Below are 25927 nucleotides of genomic sequence, written 5' to 3' on the forward strand. Positions count from 1 at the left end.
TTATCCCCCTAAATATGCCTTTTTCACTTCATCGCTGGCTAATAACTCTTCACCTGTACCGTTTAAAACTACGCTACCTGTTTCTAAAACATAGCCGCGATCTGCAATGGATAAAGCCATTTTTGCATTTTGTTCAATGAGTAAAATGGTGGTTCCTTGTTGCTTGATTTCTTCAATGATATTGAAAATTTCTTTAATAAAAATTGGTGCCAACCCCATCGAAGGTTCATCTAAAAGCAATAGTTCCGGTTTTGACATTAACGCCCTTCCCATTGCCAGCATTTGCTGTTCACCACCTGAAAGTGTCGCGGCATCTTGATTGCGTCGTTCTTTTAAGACAGGAAACTTTTCAAAGACTTGTTCATAGTCATTTTTCACTGCACCATCTTTACGTAAAAAAGCACCCATTTCCAAATTTTCTTGGACAGTTAAACCACTAAAAACATGACGACCTTCTGGCACTTGTGACAATCCTGCCGCTACAATTTTTTGCGGGGGCGTTTTAGTAATAGTTTGTTCATTAAACGTAATTTCGCCACGGCTAGGACTTAACAAACCCGAAATTGTGCGCAAAATCGTCGTTTTACCCGCACCATTTGCGCCAATTAAAGAAACAATTTCACCTTTATTGACTTCAAAGGAAACGTCATGAACCGCTTCTATCACACCGTAATGAACTGTTAAATTTTTTATTTTAAGCATTACATCTCCCCTCCTAAATACGCTTTAATAACACGGGGATCTGATTTAATTTGTTCTGGTTCACCTTCTGCAATAATGCGTCCATACTCCAAGACATAAATGCGTTCGCAAACATCCATAACTAAACTCATATCATGTTCAATTAAGAGAATCGTAAGTTGGAAGTCTTTTTGAATTTTACGGATCAATTCCGTTAATTCTGCTGTTTCTTGGGGATTCATGCCGGCAGCTGGTTCATCAAGAAATAAAATTTTCGGCTCCGTTGCTAGGGCGCGCACAATTTCTAAGCGGCGTTGTTCGCCGTAAGGTAAGTTTTTTGCTAATGTCGTCAATTTCTGATCCAACCCAAAAATTGCCAATAATTCAATTGCATTTTGCTTTAAATGTTCTTCATTGTGATAAAACTTGGGTAAACGTAAAACACTGGTAAAAAAGCCTTCTTGATGTTTGGCATTCATCGCGATTAAGACATTATCTAAGACACTTAAATCTTTAAAAAGACGAATATTTTGAAATGTCCGCGATAACCCCATTTTAGCAGTCCGATAAGGCTTAATCCCGTTTAATTTTTCTTCTTGTCCATTGGGTGAGAAGAAAACATCTCCTGAACTAGGCTCATAAACGCCCGTTAAAAGATTGAATAAAGTAGTTTTTCCTGCCCCATTTGGACCAATTAAACCGACTAATTCATTCGTTTCTAAAGTCATATTTACATGTGAAACAGCAGCTAAACCACCAAAATTTTTGGTCATATTTTTAACTGTTAATAGAGGCATCTGCATCATCCCCCTTGGTGAATTTTTGCCAAATCTTCTTCACTGAAAACTCCCAAGTTCCTAATAAGCCACTTGGTTTAAAGATCATAATAATAATTAACGCTAGTGCATAGACAATCATTCTCACGTAGCCAAAATCTTGTAAAAACATATTTAAGACGCCTAATACAATGGCAGAAACAACTGCCCCAGTAGTAGAGCCCATCCCACCAAAAACAACAATAATCAAAATATCAATAGATTTCATAAACCCATAATCTTTGGGAAAGACTGATTGTTGGTAACCGGCAAATAAAGTTCCCGCAATACTAGCCGTCACCGCTCCTAATGTAAAGGCGACAACTTTATATTTTGTTGTATTTACTCCCATCGCTTCGGCGGCAATTTCATCTTCTCTAACCGCTAATGTTGCGCGCCCAGGGCCACTGTGAACAAAATTTGAAACGACGAGTAGCGTTAAAACAGCAAAAATATAAACTGTTTCCCACGTCGTAAATGGTAAAATACCAAAAATTCCTGTCGGACCATTGGTGATATCCCGCATATTCACGATTAAAATCCGAATAATTTCAGAAATTCCTAAAGTTGCAATAGCTAAATAATCACCTTTTAGCCGCAACGTTGGGACACCTACCACTAAAGCTACAACACCAGAAATTAACATTCCTAGCACTAAGCCGGAGAAAAAACCACCATAAGTCGGATTATTAATCGACATAATCGCGCCAGAATAAGCACCAATTGCCATAAAGCCCGCATGCCCTAAAGAAAACTGACCTGAAAAGCCGATGATTAAATTTAATCCCACGGCTAAAATAATATTAATCCCAATATTAACGATGATACGATCGGTAAACAATGTTATAACACCGGTATTGTATAGGACTAATAAAACCAGATAGACAAAAACTGCTAAGCCTAACCAGGTTAAATTGTATTTCAAATTCTTTTTCATCCTGGTCACCTACACTTTCTCTTTAATATTCTTGCCTAAAATTCCCGCTGGCCGAATTAATAAAATTAAAATCAAAACCAAGTACACTATTGCATCTTTAAAATCAGAAAAGCCTAATGCGGTAGCAATTGTTTCAATTAAGCCAATCACAAAGCCACCTAATGCAGCTCCGGGAATAATTCCAATTCCACCTAAAACCGCTGCTACAAATGATTTTAACCCCGGGGTTACCCCCATCATCGGATCAATGGAGTTGTAGTAAAGACCAATTAACATCCCCCCTGCTGCTGCTAAAGCTGAACCGATGGCAAAAGTAAACGAAATCGTCCGATTCACATTAATTCCCATCAGTTGCGCCGCATCAGGATCAACACTTACTGCTCGCATCGCTTTACCCATTTTGGTTTTTTTAACAATCAGTTGCAATAAAATCATCAAAATTACCGATACCACTAAAATCAAAACTTGAATATTGCTGACTTTAATAAAGCCCAAACTGTATGTCGTTCGCTTAATTACTTGCGGAAACGCTCGTACATCAGGACTAAAGAAGAAAATCATCACGTTTTGTAATAAATAAGAGACCCCAATCGCCGTAATTAAAGCTGCGATTCGCGTTGATTTTCGCAGCGGGCGGTAAGCTAAAAATTCAATTACAACGCCTAATGCAGCACTGGCAATCATGGAAATAAATAGGGCAGAAAAAAAGCCCAATCCGCCTAAATTGATTAAAAAATAGCCAATAAAACTCCCAATCATGTACACTTCACCATGGGCAAAGTTAATTAATTTGATGATTCCATAAACCATGGTATAGCCTAGTGCCAATAACGCGTAAATACTTCCTAAAAATAGGCCGTTTATCAATTGTTGAATCACCGTTTCCATCTCATCACATCCATTTATCTTTTAAAAAAAGGCTGAGATAAAAGGCACTGTAGTCAAGATACAGATATTATTCATAGACGTAATTGCTTTAATAGTAGCCTATAAATAATTATCTGATCCTTTTAACTACAGTTTACTTTATCCAACCTTTCAAAGTTCATATTTACGGATTCACAGTTTCCGCTGAAGTTTCTTTTCCATCCGTTAAACCAAGTACAACGGCCGATTTTTCCGGATTATGTTCTTTATCAATCGTCATTTCACCAGTTACACCTTTAAAGTCTTTCAAGTTTTCCAAACCTTTTTTAATTGCGCTTGAATCTGCTGATCCTTCATCTTCAATTGCTTGTTTTACCATATAAACCGCATCATAAGCTAACGCGTTAAATGAAGATGGTTCTTTATCATATTTTTCCTTGAAGGCTTTAATAAATGGTTCCACTTTATCTGTTGCAGGAGCTTTAGTTGAGAAGTGACCAGTATAAAATACATTTGAGACATTGTTAGCACCAGCTGTTTCAACTAATTTGGCATCGCCAAAACCATCGGCTCCCACAATTGGTGTATCAATGCCCATTTCCCGTGCTTGTTTAATAATTAAACCGGCTTCTGTGTAATAACCAGGAATATATAAAACGTTGAAATCTTTATCTTTGATTTTAGTTAAGACAGCTTGGAAATCTTTATCGCCTTCGGTAAAGTTTTCTTCCGCTACGATTTCACCTTTATATTCATCTTTAAAGGCTTTGGTTAAACCAATACCATAATCACTGGAATTATCGCCTAAAATAATCGCTTTATCTGCTTTTAAGTTTTCGTGGGCGTATTTCGCTAAAATTTTGCCTTGGAAGCTATCCTGGAAACAAGAACGAAAAGCATATTCTTGCACATTGTTTCCTTGTTTTGTAATCGCGTCATCAGTTCCAGAAGGTGTAATTAATGGTACTTCGGCTTTCGTTGCATTAGGTAAAGCGGATTTTACCGCCCCAGAAGTTGCAGGCCCAATTAAAGCAACGACTTTACTATTTGTCGTTAAATTCGTCGCAACAGTCCCCGCTTCATTGTTATCAGACTTATTATCTTTAGAGATTAAGTCAATTTTTTTGCCATCAATTCCGCCATCAGCATTAATTTGTTCGACCGCTAATTCAATTCCCTCTTTTTCAGCAGTCCCATAAGCTGCAACAGCACCTGACAACTCCATATTCATCCCAATTTTAATTGTGTCACCTTCTTGTTTATTTCCGCCTGCAGAACCTTCAGTGGCACCGCCTCCTTTTGGCGCTGCACTACACGCAGACAACAACACTAATCCCGCAAACAAAAATACAAATTTCTTCATACTACTCCTCCTCTTTCTTACTCTCACCAAAACTTCCCTTTAAACTTTTCATTTAATTTTCGCCTACTTAATTTTAAACAAGATAAAATTATGGTCTAAAAAATACCAGCTATTTCATCAATTATTGCTAACATGACGATGGTGAATGGGATATGCTATAAAATATACTGAAAATTCAGAATAAAGTCAATAAATTTTCAGAATATTTCGTTAATTTTTGCTATTTTATTTTATTTAATCCTTTTAATAAAAATATTGGGCTTAAACATCATGATGTAACTGATAGGAATTAATTACTCTAACGTATACATCACCACATAAAATAATTTTTTTATTATCTTGTTTTAATAATATTATCATCTTATATTTTTTAAGACAAATAATATCAGAAGAGAATCTTGTTTTTAGATAATTATTTATAATAAGTCCACGCAAAAAAACCTGAATTTTTATCTCACAGTAAGATGTCACCAACTTTTAAGCAGGGACCTTTGTCAGATATTATCATTCAGGTTTACATTTATATATTCTTCAAACTTCACCTTGTTGTCTGGCGCTAAAATTCATAGCGGCACCAATTAACGGTGCCTGCTTAGGATAGTGACAAATTTTTATTTTAGGCACAAACGCATCGATTCCTTTTTCTGATAGCTTTTTTAATAGTCGCTGATTAATTTCCTCCAGCAACTCGGTATTTTTCCCAACTATACCATCACCTGCTAAAACAATTAATTCCGGATCATACAGGAATTGAATATTCCATAAGCCCGCTACCAAATACTCATAAAAATTGTTTACTTCTTCTTTTGCTAACTTATCTCCTGTTTTAGCCAGTGTAAAAACGGCATCGCTATTTTTTTCAGTGGGATCCAACTCCATTCTCTGGCAATAACGAAAGGCCATTTGAGCTGGCGTAGCTAATTCTGAAAAAGTATTCCCGTTATTGAGATACATATAACCAAATTGTCCACTATACAGGTGATTACCTTTGTGTAACTGACCTTTTGTAAACAAGGCTCCTTTAATTTCATCCTCTGCAACCGCAACAAAAGCACTATCTTGCGCATTCTTTGCTGCCCCTAGATAAAACTCTGCCATGGCGGCACAATTAATATCATTTTCAATTGTAACCGGTAAGCGGAATAATTCCTCTAACTCAGCAAAAATATTAAAACCATGTAAATAAGAAATTTCAGTAGCTCCTTCAATTCGTTGTTTTTCTGTGTTCACAATCCCAGGAACAGAAAGAGCAATGCCATTAATTGGCTTTTTTAAACTTTCATAAACCGTTAAAAAATCTTGTTTTAACTGCTCCCACGTCGTTGGTGTCTTAAAAGAGCTTTGTTCTTCAAATTGGCTACCATTCCAATAGCCATGCATGATTTTCTTTTCATCACAGGCAAAAACTAAAAGCATCATTTTTCTTCCACTCCTTTTTTAGCGTTTTCATTTAAAGTGTAATCAAAAAGCTTAGAAATTTAAAACAAAAGCTATTATCATTAACCCCACACTAAAAAAGATCAAAAAGTAAAATAAATAATTGGCAGTCTATTTTAACCTAAACCTGCAAGTTTCCTACGCTTTTTAATAATCAGGTTGAAAAGCTAGCTTGAAAAGTTTATGCTTAATAATGAAAAAGATTTTGATTGGCTTTACACTTATTAAAGAATAAAGTTGATTTATTTTAAGGAGAGAAGATGAAAAACAAAGAGAATATCTGGACAGCAATTCCTCTTTTTATGCTGGTTGCTTTACTGGTACATATTTTATCAGCACTTATTTTTAATTTAACCCTTCTTTCATTTAGAATGGTCTTCTTCGTTGCCGGTGGTATGCTTTTAGGAACAGTCGTGGCAGTGCTTTTAGGTGAAAAATTTAAAAGTGAATAGTTTTTTTATAAATGTCGTAACAAAAGAACCTAAAAGGCTTTTTTTATTTAGAAACTTGTAGCTTTTTTAAGCAATTTAAAATCACGCTTTGTCAGATGTATTTATTCCCCGCCTAATAATAAAATCTGATTTAACTTTAAAAGAAAAGCAATAAGATAATTCAGTGTTCAAAAATTTATCCACTATTTTTTGAGCCCACTTATTTTAATACGTTTTCTTCTACGCCAGTAAAAAAGAGTAGCGACTAAGTCATCGCTACTCTTTAATGATGATGGTGATGTAAATTTGTTTGTGAATCTGCTGGCTTTTGCGGGTTACGTCGCAGAGAAAATATCTCCGGCACATAATCTAAACCACCTTTTACAAAAGGGTGACACCGTAGTATGCGCGCAGTTCCCATGATACCACCTTTTAATGCGCCATGTTTTTCCACGGCTTGAATCATATAAGAAGAACATGTCGGATAATAGCGACAACTGGGCGGAAATAACGGGGAAATAAAGCGTTGATAGCCCCTGACTAACCCAATCATTATTTTTTTCATGAAAGCTGTCCTTTCTATTGTATACATTTCATACTGGCAAAAGCATACGTCAATTTTAGCACTGAGACAAGTAAAAAAGGTTCAAGTTTAAATAACTTGAACCTTTTTTAGTATTATCCTAAAATTGTTACCTTTACTTGTCGTCTTCCCCACGCTTCGCATTGTCCGGCAGTTGAAAAGTGAACATCGATAATATTACCTTGAATGGCTGAACCAGTATCGACTGCATAAGCTTCTCCATAACCTTCGACATATAAACGTGTACCTAGTGGAATAACACTTGGATCAACGGCAACGGCCATTGGATTTTCTAATAAATTCTGGCCAGTCGCGGTAATTGAACCGCCTCCTAGTGCATCAGCTGGATCTGAACTATAAGCAGTCGCTTCCATCATCATCGTTTGGCCACTTGGCTGACTTTGATCTGCGGTTTGTTCGCTAGCTTCCGCTTTTTTGGCCGCTTCCTTTTCGGCGGCTGCTTTTTCGGCGGCTGCTTTTGCTGCCTTTTCTTTAGCAGCTTTTTCGGCCGCTTCCTTTTTAGCTTTTTCAGCCGCTGCTTTTTTAGCAGCTTCTTTTGCTTTAATATCTTCTTTCACCAAATCTACTGCTTGATTATTTGTCGTTTCAACTAATAGTGAGCTAGATAAATTCGTTGCTTGATTTTTCGTCACAAGTTCTGTATGCACTGTCGGTTCGCTCGTTACTTCATTTTCTGCCGCATAAACAGGCAACATACTTCCTACTGCGATAACAATTGTTGCACTTAAAATTGGTAATAATCGGGTTTGCATTTATTTGACACTCCTCAAAAAATAAAAATTCGAATGGCTAAACATGAGCCTTTACAATTATTTGAAATTTTCCACGAGAAGTATCATAGCATCTCTTTTAAAAGCGTAGGTTACAAGAGAGTTAAACCTCTTTGACAAGAAAAAAGGAACAGCTTTATTTCTTGTTACAAACGAAATATTTGTCTTATAATTTTGATTTCTTCTTTAAAAACCTTGGTATAACAACATTTTCAAATATTACAAGTAGTAATTTTTCCTATTAATTTACTTAAAAAGATGGGTATAAAAAAAGAGTGAGCAGCAAAATATTACAGTAGATTTGGGCTGATGCACCAAAAGCAACCTTTTATTACACCTACCTTACAAAAAAGACAAAATATAAAACGGTAACAACTTCTCTTTCTCCCACTTAAAAAATTAGAGGCAGGAAAAAAATTTCTTTTAAGATAAAATGCTACCATTATTAAAAGTTGTATAGACTAAAAAAGCCGACCAAAATGGCCGGCAACAAGTTTTATTTCATGAAATCTAAGATATGGGTCCAAAGTCCTGGATAGAAAACTTTTAATGGCATTCCTTCACCAATTCCGCCATAACCAATCATTGTTCCGATAATGAACATAATCATAGCCAGTAAAAGGACAAAGAGAATTTTCACTAATGTCGTAATGATATAACGATTTAACCTCATCCAGTTACACCTCTATTTCTTAAGCAATCGTTGTCGCATTTTTAGTAGTTGCTTTGTGTTCAATCTCAACGCGCTCAACATTACCGCCTAACGCTTGTAGTTTCTTATGGAAGTTATAGTAGCCACGGTCTAAATATTTTAAATTACGGACACGTGTAATACCATTTGAACGTAAACCAACTAAAATTAAAGCAGCCGCAGCACGTAAGTCAGTGGCATACACTAAAGCACCTTGCATTTCATGTCCACCTTCAATAACAGCTACGTTACCGTCAATTTTTACATGAGCATTCATGCGACGCATTTCTTCTAAATGTTGGAAACGATTTTCAAAAACTGTTTCAGTCACAACGCTAGTGCCAGGAGCTATCATTTGAATAGCTGTCATTTGTGCCTGCATATCTGTTGGAAAACCTGGGTGAGGCATTGTTTTTACATCCGTTGGTTGTAACACTTTAGGGCCAATAACACGAAGTCCATCTTCTTCTTCAATAATTTCAGCACCCATTTCACTCAATTTAGAAATTAAAGGGCGATTGTGTTCTGAAATAGCATCTTGAATTAAGACATTTCCTTCGGTCATTGCGGCAGCTACCATAAACGTACCGGCTTCAATTCTATCTTGAACGATAGAGTGATTAACCGCATGTAAATGTTCTACTCCTTCAATGCGCATTGTTTCTGTACCAGCACCAAAAATTTGAGCTCCCATTTTATTTAAAATGTTGGCAAGATCAACAATTTCTGGTTCACGAGCAACATTTTCAATAATAGTAGTCCCTTTAGCTTTAACAGCAGCCATCATAATATTTTGGGTTGCGCCAACACTTGGGAAATCCAAATAAATTGTATTGCCGTGTAATTCATCAGCAATTGCTTCGATGTAACCTTCTTTTTGGTTAATTTTCGCACCTAAGGCTTGAAAACCTTTTAAATGTAAGTCAATTGGGCGTTTACCAATCGCACAGCCACCAGGCATGGCAACTTTTGCATGACCATTACGAGCCAAAAGTGGTCCCATTACAACGATTGAGGCACGCATTTGGCTTACTAATTCATACGGTGCTTCAATTTCCAATTGACGAGAAGCGTTGATTGTTACTTCATTTGCAGCTTGATTAAAATTCACATCCACATTTAAGTGGCGGATAACTTCATTCATTGTTAAAACGTCGGATAAAATTGGCACATTCCGTAAAGTGGTTGTCCCTTCTTCAGCTAATAGGCTTGCAGCTAAGATTGGTAAAACGGCATTTTTGGCGCCTTCAATTTTGACAGTACCCTTTAGCTGATTACCACTTTGAACGATAATCTCTTCCATTAAAATTCCCTCCAGAAAATAGCCTGAATGCTTTTGCACTCAAAATCTGTTTTATTATACCATAACTTTTTCATAAAGTACGTTTTTTGTATTCACTATACGATTGATAGAAAAACACTTTTCAATAAATTCAGAACTTCTAAGAAAAAACTACTGGTTAAAAAGCCTAGGCTAATTGCCAGCATCAAAAGAACGATTCTGATTTGCGCAGTCTGAAACGTTTTAAACTGTGTATCAAGCCGTAATGACCGCAATCCCCAGAAGGCTAAATAAACAAATGCAAAATGACTAATAATCCGTACAATAGCATCAATACCGTAGATTTGCATTCGTTCTTCCTCCTGAATAAAAAATTCAACAATCCCATAATACCACAAATGGTAGTTTAAAAAAACAAAAACTTTTTTAAGGTTTTAAAACGTTTTTTTAAAATCTCTTTTATATTTTAGTCTATTTTACTTTTTCTGCAAACCAAAAAGACTGATCTAGTGATTTTCCAAAAATAACAACAGCTATAAAAGTAAAAGAATGTAAAAAAAGGTTATGACTGCTAGGAGTCATAACCTTTTCATTTTATTGATGTTTTGAAACATTGATGCGGTTAATGGCACGATGTAAAGCAACCGTTGCCCGCCGTAGTTGATCGACGTCTTCTTTTTCTCGGGCTTCTTCAATCATTCGTTCCGCGCGTTGTTTTGCGCGTTCTGCCCGAGAAACATCAATATCTCGTTCTCTTTCGGCACTATCGGCAATAATGGATACGACATTATCTCTTACTTCCATAATGCCACCATTCACTGCAATCCAATCGACATGAGTATCAGAATCGGTCCGTTTCACCCGAACTTCATCAATTGCTAAAGGTGTGATAATCGGTGCGTGTTTTGGTAAAATACCAATTTCACCAGCCGTTGTATTGGCCACCACAATTTTTGCATGATGGTCATAGACTAAACCATTAGGTGTTACCACATTTACAGTTAAGTATTCCATGGTGCACCCCTTTCTAGTAGCCTAGTTTTTTCGCTTTTTCCACCGCTTCTTCAATTGTACCGACATTACGGAAGGCTTCTTCTGGTAATTCATCGTGTTTCCCATCTAAAATTTCCTTAAAGCCTTTAATTGTTTCAGCAACAGGCACATAAGAACCTGGTTGACCGGTAAATTGTTCGGCAACGTGGAAATTTTGTGAAAGGAAAAATTGAATTCGGCGCGCTCTAGCGACCAAGATTTTTTCTTCATCAGATAATTCGTCCATCCCTAAGATGGCAATAATATCTTGTAATTCACGGTAACGTTGCAATACGTGTTGGACTTCACTGGCTACTTCATAGTGCTCTTCTCCCACAATTTCTGGCGCTAAAGCACTGGAAGATGAAGCAAGTGGATCCACCGCTGGATAAATCCCTTGTTCAGTTAATTTACGTTCCAAGTTGGTTGTTGCATCTAAGTGAGCGAAGGCTGTCGCTGGCGCTGGGTCAGTATAGTCATCGGCTGGCACATAAATCGCTTGGATTGAGGTAATAGAACCTTTTTTCGTTGAGGTAATCCGTTCTTGTAATTGCCCCATTTCAGTAGCTAATGTTGGTTGATAACCAACGGCAGAAGGCATTCGGCCTAATAGAGCAGATACTTCTGAACCGGCTTGGGTAAAACGGAAGATATTATCAATAAACAATAATACATCTTGGCCTTCAACATCGCGGAAATATTCTGCAATGGTCAAACCAGTTAAAGCAACCCGCATCCGGGCACCAGGTGGCTCGTTCATTTGGCCAAACACCATGGCTGTTTTTTCGATAACGCCAGACTCTTTCATTTCATAATACAAGTCGTTACCTTCTCGAGTTCGTTCACCAACACCGGTAAAAACAGAAATACCACCATGTTCTTGTGCAATATTATGAATCAATTCTTGGATTAAAACGGTTTTACCTACACCGGCACCACCGAACAAACCAACTTTACCACCTTTTAAATAAGGAGCTAGTAAGTCGATAACTTTAATCCCTGTTTCTAAAATTTCAGTACTAGTGCTTAATTCGTCAAAATCAGGCGCTTTTTTGTGAATCCCGCTCCGCTTTTGATCAGCAGCAAAAGGTTCTTCTAAATCAATTGTATCGCCTAAAACGTTAAATACACGACCTAGAGTATCTTTTCCCACTGGTACAGAAATGGAACTGCCTGTATCAACAACTTCCATTCCCCGTTGCAAGCCATCAGTAGATTCCATTGCGATCGTTCGAATCACACCATCGCCTAGTTCTAAGGCAGCTTCTAGTACAATCTTGGTTTTTTGTTCGTCATTTTTATAGACAACCAAAGCATTGTTAATGTCTGGTAATGATTGATCTAAAGAGAATTCCACGTCAACAACGGGACCGATTACTTGAACAATCTTGCCTGAACTCATCTGTTTTCCTCCATTCACTTACGAAATCATTAATCAAGTGCCGCAGCACCCGCTACGATTTCGGTAATTTCTTGGGTAATTGCCCCTTGACGTGCGCGATTATAAGAAATCGTCAAATCAGCGATAATATTCTTCGCGTTGTCAGTTGCTGTCTTCATTGCTGTCATCCCCGCAGCATGTTCTGCTGTTTTAGCATCAACAATTGCGCCATAAATCAGGCTTTCAGCATATTGGGGTAGTAAATGATCCAAAATTTCTTCTTTAGAAGGTTCAAACAAATACTCTTGTTCATAACTTTCTGCTTCTTCTGGATCTAAGTCAACAATCGGCAACATTTTTTCTACCCGAAATTGACTAGTCAATGAATTAATATGGTGGTTATAGCACACATACAATTCGTCAAATACTTCATTTTGATACATCGTAGTTGCCATCGTGACAATCTTACGTACTTCTTCAAAACCTGGTTGATCAGATAGGTTACGCAATTCATAAGCTAAATCAATACCACGGGCTTTAAAGAAGTCTGCGCCAGTACCACCAATGGCAATCATAACGTATTCCTCAGGTGAAGTATGATCTTCTTTTAACATTGACATCATTTGTTTTAAAATCGAGCTATTATAGCCACCAACTAGACCACCATCAGAGGTGATCACGATGTAACCAGTTTTTTTAACTGGGCGGCTAATTAACATACTATTGTAGTTCACCCCGTCTTGTGGGCCGGCAGAATAAATATCATTTAACTGTTGTGCAGTTAAATGCGTAACTACTTCCCGAACTTTTGAGGCATAAATTTGAAACTGTTTTGAGTGAGCTTCAGATTTGGTCAATTTGGCAGCCGAAACCATTTGCATGGCGTTGGTGATTTGACTAGTTTTCTTTGTTGAAGCAATCCGTTGCTTAATCTCATTTAAGGAAGCTCCCATTTATCTCACCTCTTTTAAGAACGTTCGTTTTCGATTGAAGCGGCGGTATCTTTAGCAGAAGCAGAACTACTATTACCTGCTGCCATAAAGATATCTTTTGCTTCTTTAATTGCTGCATCTAATTCTTCTTCTGCAGGTAAATCTTTAGTGGTCCGAATAGTTTCAAAAATATCTGCATGGTTAGCATCAATATATTCAAATAAGTTTTCTTCAAAGTCTAAAACCCGATTTACTGGGATACTATCAATAAATCCATGAGTTAAGGCATATAAAATTAAAACTTGTTTTTCAACTGCCAATGGTGCATGTAATTTTTGTTTTAAAATTTCCACTGTGCGACGACCACGATTTAGTTTTGCTTGGGTCGCTTGGTCTAAGTCAGAACCAAATTGAGTAAAGGCTTCTAATTCACGATAACTAGCTAAGTCTAAGCGCAAAGTTCCGGCAACTTTTTTCATCGCTTTAATTTGAGCAGAACCCCCGACACGGGAAACAGATAAACCGGCATCAATAGCGGGTCTAACACCTGAATAGAACAAATCACTTTCTAAGAAGATTTGTCCATCGGTAATTGAAATAACGTTAGTTGGAATATAAGCAGAAATATCACCAGCTTGTGTTTCCACAAATGGTAAAGCGGTCATTGAGCCGCCGCCTAATTCGTCAGATAATTTTGCTGCCCGTTCCAATAAACGAGAATGTAAGTAGAAAACATCCCCAGGGTATGCTTCACGACCTGGTGGCCGACGTAATAGTAAAGAAAGTTCACGATAAGCGACCGCTTGTTTTGATAAATCGTCAAAGACGATTAAAACGTGTTTGCCGTTATACATAAATTCTTCACCCATAGCAGTTCCTGCATATGGCGCGATATATAATAATGGCGCGGGTTGAGATGCCCCTGCTGAAACAACAATAGTGTAGTCTAACGCACCATATTTGCGTAACGTTTCAACTTGTGCCCGTACTGTAGAATCTTTTTGTCCGATGGCAACGTAGATACAAATCATATTTTGACCTTTTTGGTTGATGATTGTATCAATCGCAATTGAAGTTTTACCGGTTTTTCTATCCCCGATAACTAATTCCCGTTGTCCTCGACCGATTGGAACTAACGCATCAATGGCTTTTAAACCAGTTTGCATTGGTTCTGAGACAGATTGTCGTTGCATAACACCAGGTGCTAATGTTTCGACTGGACGAGTACTCGTGGTAGAAATTTCACCTAAGCCGTCAATGGGTTGTCCCAATGGGTTAACGACCCGACCAATTAAAGCATCCCCAACTGGAACTTCCATAATCTTACCAGTTCGTTTTACTTTATCTCCTTCACGAATGGTCTCAAAATCACCTAAGATAATAATCCCGACATCGTTTGTTTCTAAGTTTTGTGCCATCCCAAATGAACCATTGGAAAATTCTAGTAATTCACCACTCATGGCATTTTCCAAACCGTGGGCCCGGGCAATCCCGTCACCGACATACGTTACAGTTCCAATTTCTTCAACTGCAAGTTCACTCTGGTAATTTTTGATTTGTTCTTTAATCAGAGCACTGATTTCTTCTGCTTTGATGGCCATTTGTTTCACCTCTTTAATTAAACTTATCTACCGATCATAGATCGCAGTTGTTCTAATCGGCTTTTCACACTGCCATCAATTACTTGATGGTTGGCTTCAACTACGACACCGCCTAAAATACGCGGATCGACTTTTTCTACCAAATTAGCTTTTTTATAGCCTAATAAGCCCGCAATTTTTGTTTCTAATTGTTCTTTTTGCTCATTTGATAAAGTCACAGCAGTTGTGACCGTACCCAACACTAAGCTTTGGGCTTCATCATAACGGCGTTCGTATTCATCGATAATTAACTCTAAATCATCCATACGATTGTAACGGAAAACGACTTCTAAAAAGTTTTTCGTAATTCCGTCAAATTCGGAAACGATTTTGTCCATTAAAGCACGTTTTGCTCCTAAGTCTAAGCGAACATCACTTAGCATATTACCAAGGTCTGGAATAGCTTTATAAACTTCTTTCAAACTGAGCAAATCGTTGTAGACAGTCTCGGTAACCCGTTCTTCTGTCGCCAGTTCAAACAACGCCTTACCGTAGCGTTTGCCTACTGTATATTTATCGAGTTTCATTGCTGCCCAATCCTTCAATATATTGATTAATCAAAGCTTCGTGGGCTTCTGGCGATAGCTCTTTATTCAAGATTTTTTCAGCAATTTGTAAAGAAAGTTCCGCTACGTCGTCTTTAACACTTGTCATAGCAGCGTCTCTTTCCATTGAAATATCACTTTTTGCCTTATCTTTTAAACGAGATACTTCTTCTTTGGTTTCGTTTAAAATATTTTGACGGCTGAGCTCGCCGCTGTCTTTTGCATTTTTAATGATTTCAGCTGCTTCGCTTTTGGAAGACATCAATTGAGCTTGACGTTCTTGTTCAAGCTTAGCTGCTTTAGTGCGGGATTGTTCAGCTGAATCTAAATCATTGGCAATTTTGTCTTCCCGTTTTTTCATCATATCTGAAATTGCACCCCAAGCAAAATGCTTTAAAAGTACAACCAATAATAAGAAAGAACCAGAGACTACCACAATACTGCTGATTGTTGTATTCCCGACTTCTGCTAATACAATATTTAGCATAAGCGTAAGCTCCTTTTCTACTAATTAAGGGTGCCATATCATGGCAAAAAAGCAAAAACAGTTAAGATCCGTTTCTGCTTTTTCAATGGTTTTAGCCCATGAAAACAAGTAACAAAGCGATAACCACACCAAGAATAGGCACAGCTTCTACTAAGGCAACCCCGATAAACATTGTAGAACGTAATTGACCAGACATTTCTGGTTGGCGTGCCATTGATTCGATCGTTTGTGAGATAACTTTCCCGTTACCATAACCAGCCCCAATAGCTGCCCCGACGATTGCGATACCTGCTGCGATAAAGTTCATAATTTTTTTCCTCCTAAATAATTAAGTTGAGACGATCGGATAAATGTAATTTACATTTTCTCGTCAAACCAGTTGATAAAATCCTTTAAATCTACTCTTCTGTTTCCAATTTATGCCCCATAAATACCATTGATAAGGTGACAAATACATATGCTTGAATGGCCCCGATAAATAAAGAGAAGCCAATCCAAATCATCTCTAGTGGAATAACCACAGGAAGTGTTAGCCAACCGACATTATTTAACATATCGACGATTAAACCTAGCAAAACTTCACCGGCGAAAATATTCCCGTAAAGACGTAAACCTAGGGTAATGATGTTGGTAAATTCTTCGATGATTTTAATTGGTAATAAAAAGGCAACGGGTTGTAGGAATGATACTTTGAAATACCCTTTTAAACCAAATTTTTGCACCCCGAAGAAATGGGTCATGGCAATCATCATCAATGCCAACGTCAATGTCACAAAGGGATCCGCGGTTGGACTTTTCCAAAAAGTTGTTTCACCGACAACGATTTTCGTCACAAGGCCAATCTCATTGGCGACAAAAACAAATAGAAACAAGGCAAATGATAATAAATGGAAGTTGTTCACTTCATTACTTGGGAGGTTATCTCCTAAGATACCGCGAACGAAATCAATTACCCACTCAATAAAGTTTTGTTTGCCTTTTGGTTTCAATTGTAAATTACGGGTACAAACAAAAACTAGTGTAAAAACAATAACACACGTGATAAGTGTCATCAAAAGGATGGTGCCATCAAACCAGATGGGACCAATATTGAAAACGAGTGGTTTTTCTTTCAATATTTCTCACCTCTTTTCATACGTATGCTCCAGCTAAAAAAGAGCTGGTAAATAAGTGCTGTCAATGCTTTTGGCATGATAACCAATGCGTATCATACCACCACGGATAGAAAATTTCAAAAGATTTTCAGCAAGATTCGACACTTTTAGCAAAATGACTAATAGAAATGTGTAATACCTATAATCAGTAAAACGAATCATTAACTAAAAAAATGAAATTTTGCACACCGTCTGAGTAAATGCTATCAAAAAGACCTAACTTTATAAAGCAATAGCCCCTGTTAAAATCAAATTTCTTCAATAATTTTTTAAAACACGGCTGATTTGTCTTTCTTGATCTTTTCGTTTTAATGTTTCGCGTTTATCATATTCTTTTTTCCCTTTTGCCAGACCAATTAAAACTTTAGCAAAACCGTCTTTTAGATAAACTTTTAACGGTACCACGGTCATCCCCGCACTTTTCATCTCACCATATAAACGATCAATCTGTTTTCGATGCAGTAAAAGTTTACGCGTTCTTAGCGGATCATGGTTAAATAAATTTCCTTGTTCATAAGGAGAGATGTGAACATTATATAAAAATGCCTCGCCATTACGAATGCGGACAAAACCGTCTTTTAAGTTAATCCGAGCGTTACGAATTGATTTAATTTCTGTCCCTTGTAACACAATTCCGGCTTCTAGAGTATCAATGATTGTATAATCGTGACGGGCTTTTTTATTTTGCGCGATTAACTTTCCATCACCTTTTGGCATAGAAGCTACCTCCTTCATTTGTGACCTGTTTTTTCTATTTTCAAACAGTTCTATTTCGCTTTTTTCTTTTTAGCGCCTTTATAAAAAGGCTTTTTACCTTTTTTCTTTTTGCCACTATTCAGATCAACTTTTAGTTTCCCTTTTTTATTTGTAGTGCGATCTTTTTTCGGGGCGTTTTTCTTTCTTCGGTTAGCGCGGTTATCAGCTTTTTTACCGCCTCTGTTACTCCTACTTGTTTGTGGACGAGGCAGTTGGGTTACTTCTTCAGCCGAAACCAATTCAAAATCAATTTCTCTAGTTTCCGGGTTGGCATTTGTTACTTTAACCCGCACTTTTTGACCGATTTTAAAAGTCATACCGGTTCTTTCACCCACTAAAGCCAATTGCTGTTCGACAAAATGGAAGTAGTCATCTTTTAAGTTACTGATGTGAATCATACCTTCAATTGTATTTGGCAACTCAATAAAAATACCAAATTTCGTAATCGAACTAATGACACCGTCAAATTCTTCACCAATATGCGCCTGCATAAATTCCGCTTTTTTCATTGCGTCTACTTCTCGTTCACACAAAACAGCACGTCGTTCCATATCAGAAGAATGATGTGCGATTTCTGGCAATTTATCTTGCCACTTGCTCTGCGTTTTTTTACTCATATCCTCAGCGTAACTTCTAATTAAGCGATGCACAATTAAATCCGGATAACGTCTAATCGGTGAAGTAAAATGCGTGTAGTAATCTGCGGCTAAGCCGTAGTGCCCGGCATTATGTTCAGAATACTTTGCCTGTTGCATACTACGTAATAACATCATATTTACGACCATTGCTTCTGGGCGCTCTGCCACTTCTGCTACCACTTTTTGTAAGTCTTTAGGTGTAATCGTCCCTTTTGTATGCTTCACTACCATCCCTAAAGCGGCAGCGAAATCAAAGAAACGTTGTAACTTTTCTTCTTTTGGATCTTCGTGAATTCTATAAATAAATGGCAAATTTAATTTATTATAGTGTTCCGCCACAGTTTCATTGGCAGCTAACATAAATGATTCAATTAAACGCTCCCCTACACCCCGACTACGCAAAAGAATATCTTGTGGTTGACCGTTTTCGTCTACCACAACTTTGGCCTCGCGGTCTTCAAAGCTCACTGCACCTCTTTGAATCCGATTTTGTTCTAAAATATTATGCAATTCTGCCATCTCAAAAAACATTGGCACTAATTGTTCATAACGTTTAGAAACTTCGAGATCATTTTTTTCAATAATGGCGTTTACCGCAGTATAAGTCATTCGTTCTGTTGTTTGAATGATACTTGGAAAAATCTCGTGTTTCACAATTTTCCCTGTTTGATCAATTTCCATTTCACAGCTCATGGTTAACCGCGGAACGTGAGGATTCAAAGAACAAATTCCGTTTGATAGGCGCTGGGGAATCATTGGAATCACGCGATCAGTTAAATAAACACTGGTTCCTCTATCATAAGCTTCTTGGTCTAGTGGACTACCTTCTGTGACATAATAAGATACGTCTGCAATATGAACGCCTAAGAAAAAATGACCATTCGCTAATTTTTTGACAGTCACCGCATCATCTAAATCTTTGGCGTCTTCTCCATCAATGGTCACAATTAACTGATCACGGCGATCTTTGCGTTCGGGAAAATCAGCTGGATTAATTGTCTCAGGAACTTGATCGGCTTGGGCTAAAACATCTTCTGGAAAACGAGTCGGAATCCCATGACTAATCACTATCGACAAAATATCCATCCCAGGATCATTTTTATGACCAATAACTTGTTTTACAATTCCTTCAATACTAGTAGGATACCCTTTTTCAGGATAATGGGTAATTTCGACGATAACGATACTACCATCAACAGGCTTGATTCCTTCTGCGGCAACTAAGACTTTTAAGCCATTAAAGTTTTTGTCTTTTGGTTTAACACTGCCGTATAAATCACTTTCAGCAATTTCTGTTTCATCAAATAAAGTAAACTCCCCAACAATTTGAGTCACTGCTCGTTTTTTTATCGCAACAACTTGGCCTTCTGCTCCCCGGTCAGAAAAAGGATCGGAAATTTTGACAATATCAATTGCTACTGTATCACCATCCATTGCATAACCAGTCGCTTCTTTGGGAATAAAAACATCGTCTTCTTCAGGATCAATCGTCACAAAGCCAAAGCCGCGTTCATTGGCGCGAAAAACACCTTCGACTAATACTTTTTGAGGAGGCAATTTTACTTTCCCTTTTTTATTAAAAACAATTGCCCCTTCACGCTCCATTGCCGCTAATGTTTGCACGAGTAATTTAAAATCGTTACTTTTATTTAATGCTAAGCCTGCGGCAATTTCTTCAGCAGAAAAACTCTTCTTATTACTTGTTGTAAGAAAAGAAAGGATCTGCTCTTTAATTGTTGATTTCATTTTCTACCTCTTTTCATTCCACTTTCTTCAAAAAGTGGCTCACATCTTTTTCAAATTGCTGGTGAACGGGATCTACTGTAATGACATGACCGCTCTTGGCATACCAAGCTAGTGTGACATCAACTTGTGCTAACGCTGCTGCCGTTTTAAATACCGTTTTTGCATCAATCATTTCATCGGCACCACCTTGGGCCAAATAAATAGGTACTTTAACAGCGGCTAAATTTTGACTCACTTTTTCACCAAACAATTCAATTTTTTCTAATTGCTTTATTACTAATGGTTTTAACTCTCGTAATTTTTCTGCCTTTATATCACCAATAATTTTTTGTCGTTCATAAACCTGGCTTGCATATAATAGGAAGTTTTCTGGTACATTGTTTTTAGTTTTGAATAAAGGCGAACAAAAAGCGCCACCACCAATAACTTGCGGATAGCCTTTTGTCAATAAATTCATAGCGAAAATGCCGCCCATTGAAAGACCGAAAACAGCGATTTCTTGATAACCTTTTTGAACTAAAAATTTAAATGCATTTTCGGCATCTTCTTCCCATTGTTTAAAATCAGTCGCCAAAATCTCTTTTGGTTCTACTGTCCCATGACCTGAAAAAAGCGGCGCATAAACGGTATAGTTTTCTTTTTCTAATGCACGGGATAACATTCTCACGTCATTGGGACTACCAGAATAGGCATGAAAGAGTAAAACAGCTGTTTTTCCTTGTGCTGTAAAAAATGATGTTGGTTTTTTTTCCACGATTTCTCACCTCATTAGCCCAATTTTACCATAAAAATAAAAGAAGGCTGAAACCTGACGCAAGACACGCCACAAGCTTCAGCCAAAAAATGATCGGATTAATCCGTTTATTTTGATGATAAAAAGGCTAATACAAATAACAAAATCAACCAAATAGCACCTAAAACTGCTGTTGTGCGCTGCATAACAGCTTCAAAACCACGGGCTTTTTGTTTTCCGAATAACTGATCGGCACCGCCGGTAAAGGCACTGGCTGCACTATTTTGTTTGCTCGGCTGCATCATAATAGCGATAATGATAATGATTGAAAGCACAATCACTACGCCCAATAAAAAATTATACATTCGCCGCTTCCTCCTTAAATACAATTCGTCCATTTTACTTTAGCATAATTGTTCTGAGATTACCACAAGGAATAGCCTTGGGAAAATACTTTGTTAATTACTTTACTATTATCAAAAATAGAAAAAGTGCTGTGACAAACCACGTCACAACACTTTTAATAGTCATTAATCGTTAAATGGATTATTTACGTAATACATCGTCATATTCAGGTTTTTCCGCAAATTCCTTTTTAGCAAACGGGCATAATGGAATAATTTTCAAATTATCGCGACGCGCGCGTTCCACACCGTGTAAAACCAAATTTTCGGCAATTTTTTGACCACGATAAGCCGGATCAACAAAAGTGTGATCAATGATCATCATGTTGTCGGCAGAAGACCAAGTCATTTCACCAATTTCTTTTCCATCATCGTATACTGCAAAGCGATCTTTTTCTTCTTTAAATTCCATCTTAAACATCCTTCCGAATAAATTTTAATGCCCCAGTTGGACATGTATTAATAACGCGTGCATCTTCATCTGCGCTAGCATTATCTGCTAGTATCCACGGTCTGCGCCCTACTTCAAATACAGCACTGTTTCCCCGCACACAATTTCCCACATGGGCACAAATGTCTTTGTTGTAATAAATATCGATATCTTTACCAGAATACTTACGATAGCCATCGGCAATTAACATTTCTTCTGTCACAGCTTTATTTCCGATTTTATTACCTTCCATCTGTCTGCCTCCTTTTTTGTGAATCATAACTTTAATTGATTCGGTAAACCAAACCATAACCACTTACATTTTATCAGTAGTATTAGTATTAGACAAATAATTATCCTTTTAACTAAAATACGATTAATCTAGGCCAAATTAACCTAAATTTTTATGAATAAAGGACCAAATTACCTGCCAATATGCTACTGGTTGTTCTTCTTTAGCTTTTAAATGGTCACAATTCGTAAAAATGTGTCGCTCTTTTACACCGGCTGTAGCTTCCATTAAAGTATCAGTTTCACTGACAGGAATAAATTGATCTGCCTTTCCATGTAAAAACAAGACGGGTAAGTGATTACTTCCTAACTGCCGCGTCACAGAAGCCTCAAGTAATGAATAACCAATGCGTTTTTTAGCATAGCTGTTTGCCAAGCCCATAAAACGATTAACCGGATATTTGGTAAAGCGGTGTAATTGATATTTAAAGACACTGTAAACTGAAGTATAACTACTATCAGCAATTAATAACTTGACTTGATCTGGTAGTTTTTCTCCACTAGTCATTAAGACCGCTGCTGCTCCCATCCCTTCGCCATGCAGAATAATCTCAGCTTGAGGATTATTATCTGTAATTAGGTTTATCCATGTAATCAAATCCAAGCGGTCTAACCAGCCAAGACCGATCACTTTACCACTACTGCGTCCATGCCCTCTAAGATCTGGCACCAAGACATTATAACCGGCTTCAAAATATGTTTTAGCCGTCTGCGCCATTTCATCAAAACCCGTGCTACGGTAACCGTGAACACAGACCACCCACCGATTGCTATCTTGTAGAAAAGTCGAAGCTACTAGTTTTTGCTGATCAAAACTAATCGCTCCCCATTCATATTCCGTTAACCAAAAATTGTAAAGTTCATCTGTTGGCTCTTCTTTTTTCAGACTAGGGTTTAACGTGCTTCGTCCTTTAGTTAAATACCAATCATTATCTCTTTCGACTATCGCATCAACAAAAAAACGTGCCCAACGTCTCAAATAATAGAAATAAAAAAGCAAACTAATTCCTAATACCACTACAATTATTCCGATAATCACTAACATCCACGTCACCTATTTCTATCTAAACTCAACAATGTAATTTCCCCATCAGACCTTCACTTTAATTAAGTTTATCATTTCAAAAATTAAACCACCATCAATAACACTCTTCTTAGTCAGAAGTTAACTTTTTGTCAAAAACCCGCTTTGCCCTATAATAAAAGTATCAAAAGGAAAGAAGGTTAGCATATGAAATACAACTTAAGCTCCACTTCAGTTTTCCCTTTAGTTGACATTACCCTAGATAAAGAAGAAGAAATTCAGATCGAACCCGGCTCGATGGTTTATCACAACGGTTTAGTTACATTGGAAGGCCACATGAATAGTAACGGTAAAAAAGGACTGGGTGGAATGGTCCGGGCATTGGGCCGTTCTTTATCAAGCGGTGAAAGTTTCTTTATTACTAAAGTACACGGGGATGAACCAAATGCCAAAGTTACAATTGCCCCTTCAACACCTGGTACTATTCGTGAGCTGCCAATTGGCCCTACCCAATGGCGACTAAATACTGGTGCTTTTTTGGCTAGTGAAAGTAGCGTTTCTTATACAATGCAACGACAAAAACTAGAAGGCGCGCTATTAGGAGGGACTGGTGGTTTATTTGTAATGGAAACTTCTGGAGAAGGCTTAATGTTAATCAATGGTTATGGCGATTTAGTTGAAATTACTATGGATGGTAGCCAAGATTTTGTAGTCGATAACGAACACGTCTTAGCTTGGAGTAAGTCCCTTGATTACCATATTGAATTTGCTTCTGGTACTTTTGGTTTTAAAACCGGTGAAGGCGTGGTCAATCACTTTTCAGGACAAGGCAAAATTATCATCCAAAGTCGTAATATTGAAGCCTTTGCAAATTTAATCGCTCCTTTTATTCCCACTAGCAGTAATTAAGGAAAAAAGTAGCTTTCCTTTACGCTTACTTTGAGTAAGAATATTGGTATTTTTTTTGAATTGGCGGTAACATAAATTTAGGTCAATAAAACGAGTACATTTTTTAGTTTGCTCGATAAAATAAGAAAGAAGTGTTTGAAATGACAAAAATCAATGCCGGTGTCGCAATGTTAAAAGTCATGGAAGATTGGGGAATTGATCATCTATATGGTTTACCTGGTGGTTCCTTCAACTCTACAATGGATGCTTTATTCGACGAACAAGATCACATCAAGTACATTCAAGTCCGTCATGAAGAAACTGGTTCTTTAGCTGCAGCAGCAGATGCTAAAGTAACTGGTAAAATTGGTGCTGTTTTTGGTTCAGCAGGTCCTGGGGCTACTCATTTAATCAATGGTCTGTATGATGCTCAAATGGATAATGTACCTGTTTTAGCTTTATTGGGGCAAGTTGCCTCTAGTGCAATGAATACGAACGCTTTCCAAGAATTAAATGAAAATCCACTTTTCGCTGACGTAAGTGTCTACAATCGAACAGTCATGAACGCGCAAAGTTTACCTTTTGTGGTGGATGAAGCAATCAAAGCTGCCTACCGTCATAGCGGTGTAGCGGTGGTTACGATTCCTGTTGATTATGGCTACGAAGAAATTGAAGATACATTTGTTTCAACTGCTGCAACCTATCAAACCACTACCATTCAACCAAATGAAGCACAATTAAAAGCAGCATTGCCTTTAATTCAAGCAGCAAAACAACCAGTCTTGTATATCGGCCAAGGGGTACGAGGTGGTGCAGATGCTGTTAAAGCTTTTGCTGAACACTTTAGTATGCCAGTTGCAGCTGCTGTATTAGCCAAAGGAATTATCAATGATGATTATGAAAACTATTTAGGTTCTGCTGCCCGCGTCGCAACAAAACCTGCTAATGAAGCATTAGCGAACGCTGATTTGATTATTTCCGTTGGGAGTAACTTCCCATTTGGCGGTGCGTTCTTTAACAAAGATGCCAAATTTATTCAAGTCGATATTGATGGTTCAAAATTTGGTCGTCGTCATGATGTCGATGTGGCGATTTTAGGTGATGGTATTTTAACTTTACAACGCCTAACAGAACTTGGTGAAGCTCGCACAGCAGATAAGTGGTATGAAGCAAACCAAACAAATATTAAAAACTGGCATAACTGGCGCCATAGTTTTTACGATGATAAACGCAAACCAATGCGCCCTGAACCAGTTTATAAAGAAATCAACCGAATTGCTGAAGATGACGCAATTTTTGTCGTTGATGTTGGTAACGTGACTACCCATTCTGTCCGTCACTTAGAAATGAATGGTAAACAACAATTTACCACTTCTGGTTGGTTTGCAACTATGGGCTATGCTGTTCCAGGTGCGATTGGTGCTCAATTGAGTTATCCAAATCGTCAAGTCTTCACCATTAATGGTGACGGTGGTTTTGCGATGAATATGCAAGATATCATCACCCAAGTTAAATACAAATTGCCAATCATTAATGTCATCTTAACTAATGACTCCCTTGGTTTTATTGAAGCAGAACAAGAAGAAACCAACAAAGCGCTTTTTGGGGTCGATTTATATGATGTAGACTTTGGTAAAGCTGCTGAAGCAATGGGTGCAAAAGGATTTACTGTTACAGATTACGATCAATTAGCCCCTGCATTTGATGCAGCAAAAGATAGTGATCGTCCAGTTGTCATCGAAGTGAAAATCGCCAACGATCGCCCACTACCTGTGGAATCAATGGTCTTAGATCCTAATACTTTTAGTGCAGACCAAATTAGCGCTTATAAAGAACGTTATGAAATTCACGACATGCCAACATTAGTTGATTTGTTAGCACAATAAAATATCCTAACTAAAATTATTGTCAAAGTGGTCAACTTCAACAATAGAAAGAAATTTTAAGAAAGTCATGTCTCAAATTTTC

General features: G+C 37.5%; 29 protein-coding genes. 3 read left to right on the plus strand and 26 right to left on the minus strand.

Annotated elements, in window-relative coordinates:
• The 6 genes from IGI65_RS10950 to IGI65_RS10975 all read right to left on the minus strand — a co-directional run bounded on the left by IGI65_RS10950 (position 1) and on the right by IGI65_RS10975 (position 6082).
• Complete coding sequence (locus IGI65_RS10950; RefSeq protein WP_412256507.1) at positions 1 to 702, minus strand: ABC transporter ATP-binding protein; 702 nt, start codon at positions 700 to 702, stop codon at positions 1 to 3.
• Positions 702 to 1478, minus strand: coding sequence for an ABC transporter ATP-binding protein (locus IGI65_RS10955; protein WP_412256509.1), 777 nt, complete (start codon positions 1476 to 1478; stop codon positions 702 to 704). The genes IGI65_RS10950 and IGI65_RS10955 overlap by 1 nt, the downstream gene beginning before the upstream one ends.
• A complete protein-coding gene (locus IGI65_RS10960) occupies positions 1459 to 2433 on the minus strand; it encodes a branched-chain amino acid ABC transporter permease (RefSeq protein WP_071865777.1) in 975 nt (324 codons plus the stop codon). The genes IGI65_RS10955 and IGI65_RS10960 overlap by 20 nt, the downstream gene beginning before the upstream one ends.
• A 9-nt stretch (positions 2434 to 2442) precedes the next feature.
• Positions 2443 to 3321: a branched-chain amino acid ABC transporter permease gene (locus tag IGI65_RS10965; protein WP_071865778.1), complete on the minus strand. Its 879-nt coding sequence runs from the start codon at positions 3319 to 3321 to the stop codon at positions 2443 to 2445.
• A 163-nt stretch (positions 3322 to 3484) separates the two neighbouring features.
• Complete coding sequence (locus IGI65_RS10970; protein WP_438774185.1) at positions 3485 to 4663, minus strand: ABC transporter substrate-binding protein; 1179 nt, start codon at positions 4661 to 4663, stop codon at positions 3485 to 3487.
• A 531-nt stretch (positions 4664 to 5194) separates the two neighbouring features.
• Positions 5195 to 6082 (minus strand): ROK family protein, encoded by an 888-nt coding sequence (locus tag IGI65_RS10975; protein WP_412256514.1) that lies wholly within the window; start codon positions 6080 to 6082, stop codon positions 5195 to 5197.
• A 278-nt stretch (positions 6083 to 6360) separates the two neighbouring features.
• On the opposite strand from IGI65_RS10975, the gene IGI65_RS10980 reads away from it, so the two are divergent.
• Positions 6361 to 6552 carry a hypothetical protein gene (locus tag IGI65_RS10980; RefSeq protein WP_412256516.1) on the plus strand — a complete coding sequence of 64 codons (192 nt, stop codon included), beginning with the start codon at positions 6361 to 6363 and terminating at the stop codon, positions 6550 to 6552.
• 262 nt (positions 6553 to 6814) lie between these two features.
• Here the strand turns inward: IGI65_RS10980 and yidD are convergent, their stop codons facing one another.
• The 20 genes from yidD to IGI65_RS11080 form a co-directional block, all read right to left on the minus strand.
• Complete coding sequence (yidD, locus tag IGI65_RS10985) at positions 6815 to 7096, minus strand: membrane protein insertion efficiency factor YidD (RefSeq protein WP_412256518.1); 282 nt, start codon at positions 7094 to 7096, stop codon at positions 6815 to 6817.
• A 113-nt stretch (positions 7097 to 7209) separates the two neighbouring features.
• On the minus strand, positions 7210 to 7887 hold the full coding sequence (locus IGI65_RS10990) for a 3D domain-containing protein (protein ID WP_412256519.1): 678 nt from the start codon (positions 7885 to 7887) through the stop codon (positions 7210 to 7212).
• Between the two features lie 514 nt (positions 7888 to 8401).
• Positions 8402 to 8578 (minus strand): DNA-directed RNA polymerase subunit beta, encoded by a 177-nt coding sequence (locus IGI65_RS10995; RefSeq protein WP_016171500.1) that lies wholly within the window; start codon positions 8576 to 8578, stop codon positions 8402 to 8404.
• A gap of 19 nt (positions 8579 to 8597) precedes the next feature.
• Positions 8598 to 9899 carry a UDP-N-acetylglucosamine 1-carboxyvinyltransferase gene (gene murA / locus IGI65_RS11000; protein WP_412256522.1) on the minus strand — a complete coding sequence of 434 codons (1302 nt, stop codon included), beginning with the start codon at positions 9897 to 9899 and terminating at the stop codon, positions 8598 to 8600.
• 95 nt (positions 9900 to 9994) lie between these two features.
• On the minus strand, positions 9995 to 10228 hold the full coding sequence (locus IGI65_RS11005) for a DUF1146 family protein (protein ID WP_412256524.1): 234 nt from the start codon (positions 10226 to 10228) through the stop codon (positions 9995 to 9997).
• Between the two features lie 244 nt (positions 10229 to 10472).
• Positions 10473 to 10892 carry a F0F1 ATP synthase subunit epsilon gene (locus tag IGI65_RS11010; RefSeq protein WP_016171497.1) on the minus strand — a complete coding sequence of 140 codons (420 nt, stop codon included), beginning with the start codon at positions 10890 to 10892 and terminating at the stop codon, positions 10473 to 10475.
• A 13-nt stretch (positions 10893 to 10905) separates the two neighbouring features.
• Positions 10906 to 12312 carry a F0F1 ATP synthase subunit beta gene (gene atpD / locus IGI65_RS11015; RefSeq protein WP_071865635.1) on the minus strand — a complete coding sequence of 469 codons (1407 nt, stop codon included), beginning with the start codon at positions 12310 to 12312 and terminating at the stop codon, positions 10906 to 10908.
• Positions 12313 to 12341: 29 nt separating this feature from the next.
• Entirely contained in the window at positions 12342 to 13244 is a 903-nt protein-coding gene (locus tag IGI65_RS11020) for a F0F1 ATP synthase subunit gamma (RefSeq protein WP_071865634.1), read from the minus strand.
• A 14-nt stretch (positions 13245 to 13258) separates the two neighbouring features.
• Positions 13259 to 14824 carry a F0F1 ATP synthase subunit alpha gene (gene atpA, locus IGI65_RS11025; protein WP_071865633.1) on the minus strand — a complete coding sequence of 522 codons (1566 nt, stop codon included), beginning with the start codon at positions 14822 to 14824 and terminating at the stop codon, positions 13259 to 13261.
• Between the two features lie 23 nt (positions 14825 to 14847).
• Entirely contained in the window at positions 14848 to 15390 is a 543-nt protein-coding gene (atpH, locus tag IGI65_RS11030; RefSeq protein WP_071865632.1) for an ATP synthase F1 subunit delta, read from the minus strand.
• The gene (gene atpF, locus IGI65_RS11035; RefSeq protein WP_095006251.1) at positions 15377 to 15895 is read right to left on the minus strand and encodes a F0F1 ATP synthase subunit B; all 519 of its coding nucleotides are present in this window, start codon (positions 15893 to 15895) and stop codon (positions 15377 to 15379) included. The genes atpH and atpF overlap by 14 nt, the downstream gene beginning before the upstream one ends.
• 91 nt (positions 15896 to 15986) lie before the next feature.
• Entirely contained in the window at positions 15987 to 16202 is a 216-nt protein-coding gene (atpE, locus tag IGI65_RS11040) for an ATP synthase F0 subunit C (protein WP_016171491.1), read from the minus strand.
• Between the two features lie 91 nt (positions 16203 to 16293).
• Positions 16294 to 17010 carry a F0F1 ATP synthase subunit A gene (atpB, locus tag IGI65_RS11045; RefSeq protein WP_071865630.1) on the minus strand — a complete coding sequence of 239 codons (717 nt, stop codon included), beginning with the start codon at positions 17008 to 17010 and terminating at the stop codon, positions 16294 to 16296.
• Positions 17011 to 17307: 297 nt separating this feature from the next.
• Positions 17308 to 17766, minus strand: coding sequence for an SsrA-binding protein SmpB (gene smpB, locus IGI65_RS11050; protein ID WP_071865629.1), 459 nt, complete (start codon positions 17764 to 17766; stop codon positions 17308 to 17310).
• 50 nt (positions 17767 to 17816) lie between these two features.
• A complete protein-coding gene (gene rnr / locus IGI65_RS11055) occupies positions 17817 to 20189 on the minus strand; it encodes a ribonuclease R (RefSeq protein ID WP_412256529.1) in 2373 nt (790 codons plus the stop codon).
• A 13-nt stretch (positions 20190 to 20202) separates the two neighbouring features.
• Positions 20203 to 20943, minus strand: coding sequence for an alpha/beta hydrolase (locus IGI65_RS11060; protein WP_412256530.1), 741 nt, complete (start codon positions 20941 to 20943; stop codon positions 20203 to 20205).
• A gap of 107 nt (positions 20944 to 21050) precedes the next feature.
• A complete protein-coding gene (secG, locus tag IGI65_RS11065) occupies positions 21051 to 21287 on the minus strand; it encodes a preprotein translocase subunit SecG (RefSeq protein ID WP_071865626.1) in 237 nt (78 codons plus the stop codon).
• 181 nt (positions 21288 to 21468) lie between these two features.
• A complete protein-coding gene (locus IGI65_RS11070) occupies positions 21469 to 21738 on the minus strand; it encodes a GNAT family N-acetyltransferase (protein ID WP_071865625.1) in 270 nt (89 codons plus the stop codon).
• A 1-nt stretch (position 21739) separates the two neighbouring features.
• Complete coding sequence (locus tag IGI65_RS11075; RefSeq protein WP_071865624.1) at positions 21740 to 22009, minus strand: (4Fe-4S)-binding protein; 270 nt, start codon at positions 22007 to 22009, stop codon at positions 21740 to 21742.
• A gap of 138 nt (positions 22010 to 22147) precedes the next feature.
• Positions 22148 to 23092, minus strand: a complete 945-nt coding sequence (locus IGI65_RS11080) for an alpha/beta hydrolase (RefSeq protein ID WP_412256533.1) — start codon at positions 23090 to 23092, stop codon at positions 22148 to 22150.
• Positions 23093 to 23278: 186 nt separating this feature from the next.
• Between IGI65_RS11080 and IGI65_RS11085 the strand changes: the two genes are divergently transcribed.
• Together IGI65_RS11085 and spxB are read left to right on the plus strand one after the other, a co-directional pair.
• On the plus strand, positions 23279 to 23980 hold the full coding sequence (locus tag IGI65_RS11085) for a TIGR00266 family protein (RefSeq protein WP_095006254.1): 702 nt from the start codon (positions 23279 to 23281) through the stop codon (positions 23978 to 23980).
• 140 nt (positions 23981 to 24120) lie between these two features.
• Positions 24121 to 25845, plus strand: a complete 1725-nt coding sequence (spxB, locus tag IGI65_RS11090; protein ID WP_412256536.1) for a pyruvate oxidase — start codon at positions 24121 to 24123, stop codon at positions 25843 to 25845.
• Positions 25846 to 25927 lie beyond the last annotated feature (82 nt).

The organism is Enterococcus sp. DIV0755b, from assembly GCF_051713765.1.
Classification (GTDB): domain Bacteria; phylum Bacillota; class Bacilli; order Lactobacillales; family Enterococcaceae; genus Enterococcus_C; species Enterococcus_C canintestini.

Excerpts from the sequence above, each read along its gene's own strand:
- atpE (WP_016171491.1), bottom strand. The coding sequence starts at position 16,202 with ATGAACTTTATCGCAGCAGGTATCGCAATCGTCGGGGCAGCTATTGGG.
- atpD (WP_071865635.1), bottom strand. The coding sequence starts at position 12,312 with ATGAGTTCAGGCAAGATTGTTCAAGTAATCGGTCCCGTTGTTGACGTG.
- IGI65_RS10975 (WP_412256514.1), bottom strand. The coding sequence starts at position 6,082 with ATGATGCTTTTAGTTTTTGCCTGTGATGAAAAGAAAATCATGCATGGC.
- IGI65_RS10970 (WP_438774185.1), bottom strand. The coding sequence starts at position 4,663 with ATGAAGAAATTTGTATTTTTGTTTGCGGGATTAGTGTTGTTGTCTGCG.
- rnr (WP_412256529.1), bottom strand. The coding sequence starts at position 20,189 with ATGAAATCAACAATTAAAGAGCAGATCCTTTCTTTTCTTACAACAAGT.
- IGI65_RS10980 (WP_412256516.1), top strand. The coding sequence starts at position 6,361 with ATGAAAAACAAAGAGAATATCTGGACAGCAATTCCTCTTTTTATGCTG.
- murA (WP_412256522.1), bottom strand. The coding sequence starts at position 9,899 with ATGGAAGAGATTATCGTTCAAAGTGGTAATCAGCTAAAGGGTACTGTC.
- IGI65_RS11020 (WP_071865634.1), bottom strand. The coding sequence starts at position 13,244 with ATGGGAGCTTCCTTAAATGAGATTAAGCAACGGATTGCTTCAACAAAG.
- IGI65_RS10965 (WP_071865778.1), bottom strand. The coding sequence starts at position 3,321 with ATGGAAACGGTGATTCAACAATTGATAAACGGCCTATTTTTAGGAAGT.
- IGI65_RS11005 (WP_412256524.1), bottom strand. The coding sequence starts at position 10,228 with ATGCAAATCTACGGTATTGATGCTATTGTACGGATTATTAGTCATTTT.
- atpH (WP_071865632.1), bottom strand. The coding sequence starts at position 15,390 with ATGAAACTCGATAAATATACAGTAGGCAAACGCTACGGTAAGGCGTTG.
- atpA (WP_071865633.1), bottom strand. The coding sequence starts at position 14,824 with ATGGCCATCAAAGCAGAAGAAATCAGTGCTCTGATTAAAGAACAAATC.
- IGI65_RS11075 (WP_071865624.1), bottom strand. The coding sequence starts at position 22,009 with ATGGAAGGTAATAAAATCGGAAATAAAGCTGTGACAGAAGAAATGTTA.
- atpF (WP_095006251.1), bottom strand. The coding sequence starts at position 15,895 with ATGCTAAATATTGTATTAGCAGAAGTCGGGAATACAACAATCAGCAGT.
- secG (WP_071865626.1), bottom strand. The coding sequence starts at position 21,287 with ATGTATAATTTTTTATTGGGCGTAGTGATTGTGCTTTCAATCATTATC.
- IGI65_RS11070 (WP_071865625.1), bottom strand. The coding sequence starts at position 21,738 with ATGGAATTTAAAGAAGAAAAAGATCGCTTTGCAGTATACGATGATGGA.
- IGI65_RS11080 (WP_412256533.1), bottom strand. The coding sequence starts at position 23,092 with ATGTTAGTGATTATCGGAATAATTGTAGTGGTATTAGGAATTAGTTTG.
- IGI65_RS11085 (WP_095006254.1), top strand. The coding sequence starts at position 23,279 with ATGAAATACAACTTAAGCTCCACTTCAGTTTTCCCTTTAGTTGACATT.
- IGI65_RS10955 (WP_412256509.1), bottom strand. The coding sequence starts at position 1,478 with ATGCCTCTATTAACAGTTAAAAATATGACCAAAAATTTTGGTGGTTTA.
- IGI65_RS10950 (WP_412256507.1), bottom strand. The coding sequence starts at position 702 with ATGCTTAAAATAAAAAATTTAACAGTTCATTACGGTGTGATAGAAGCG.
- smpB (WP_071865629.1), bottom strand. The coding sequence starts at position 17,766 with ATGCCAAAAGGTGATGGAAAGTTAATCGCGCAAAATAAAAAAGCCCGT.
- IGI65_RS10990 (WP_412256519.1), bottom strand. The coding sequence starts at position 7,887 with ATGCAAACCCGATTATTACCAATTTTAAGTGCAACAATTGTTATCGCA.
- spxB (WP_412256536.1), top strand. The coding sequence starts at position 24,121 with ATGACAAAAATCAATGCCGGTGTCGCAATGTTAAAAGTCATGGAAGAT.
- IGI65_RS11010 (WP_016171497.1), bottom strand. The coding sequence starts at position 10,892 with ATGGAATACTTAACTGTAAATGTGGTAACACCTAATGGTTTAGTCTAT.
- IGI65_RS10960 (WP_071865777.1), bottom strand. The coding sequence starts at position 2,433 with ATGAAAAAGAATTTGAAATACAATTTAACCTGGTTAGGCTTAGCAGTT.
- yidD (WP_412256518.1), bottom strand. The coding sequence starts at position 7,096 with ATGAAAAAAATAATGATTGGGTTAGTCAGGGGCTATCAACGCTTTATT.
- IGI65_RS10995 (WP_016171500.1), bottom strand. The coding sequence starts at position 8,578 with ATGAGGTTAAATCGTTATATCATTACGACATTAGTGAAAATTCTCTTT.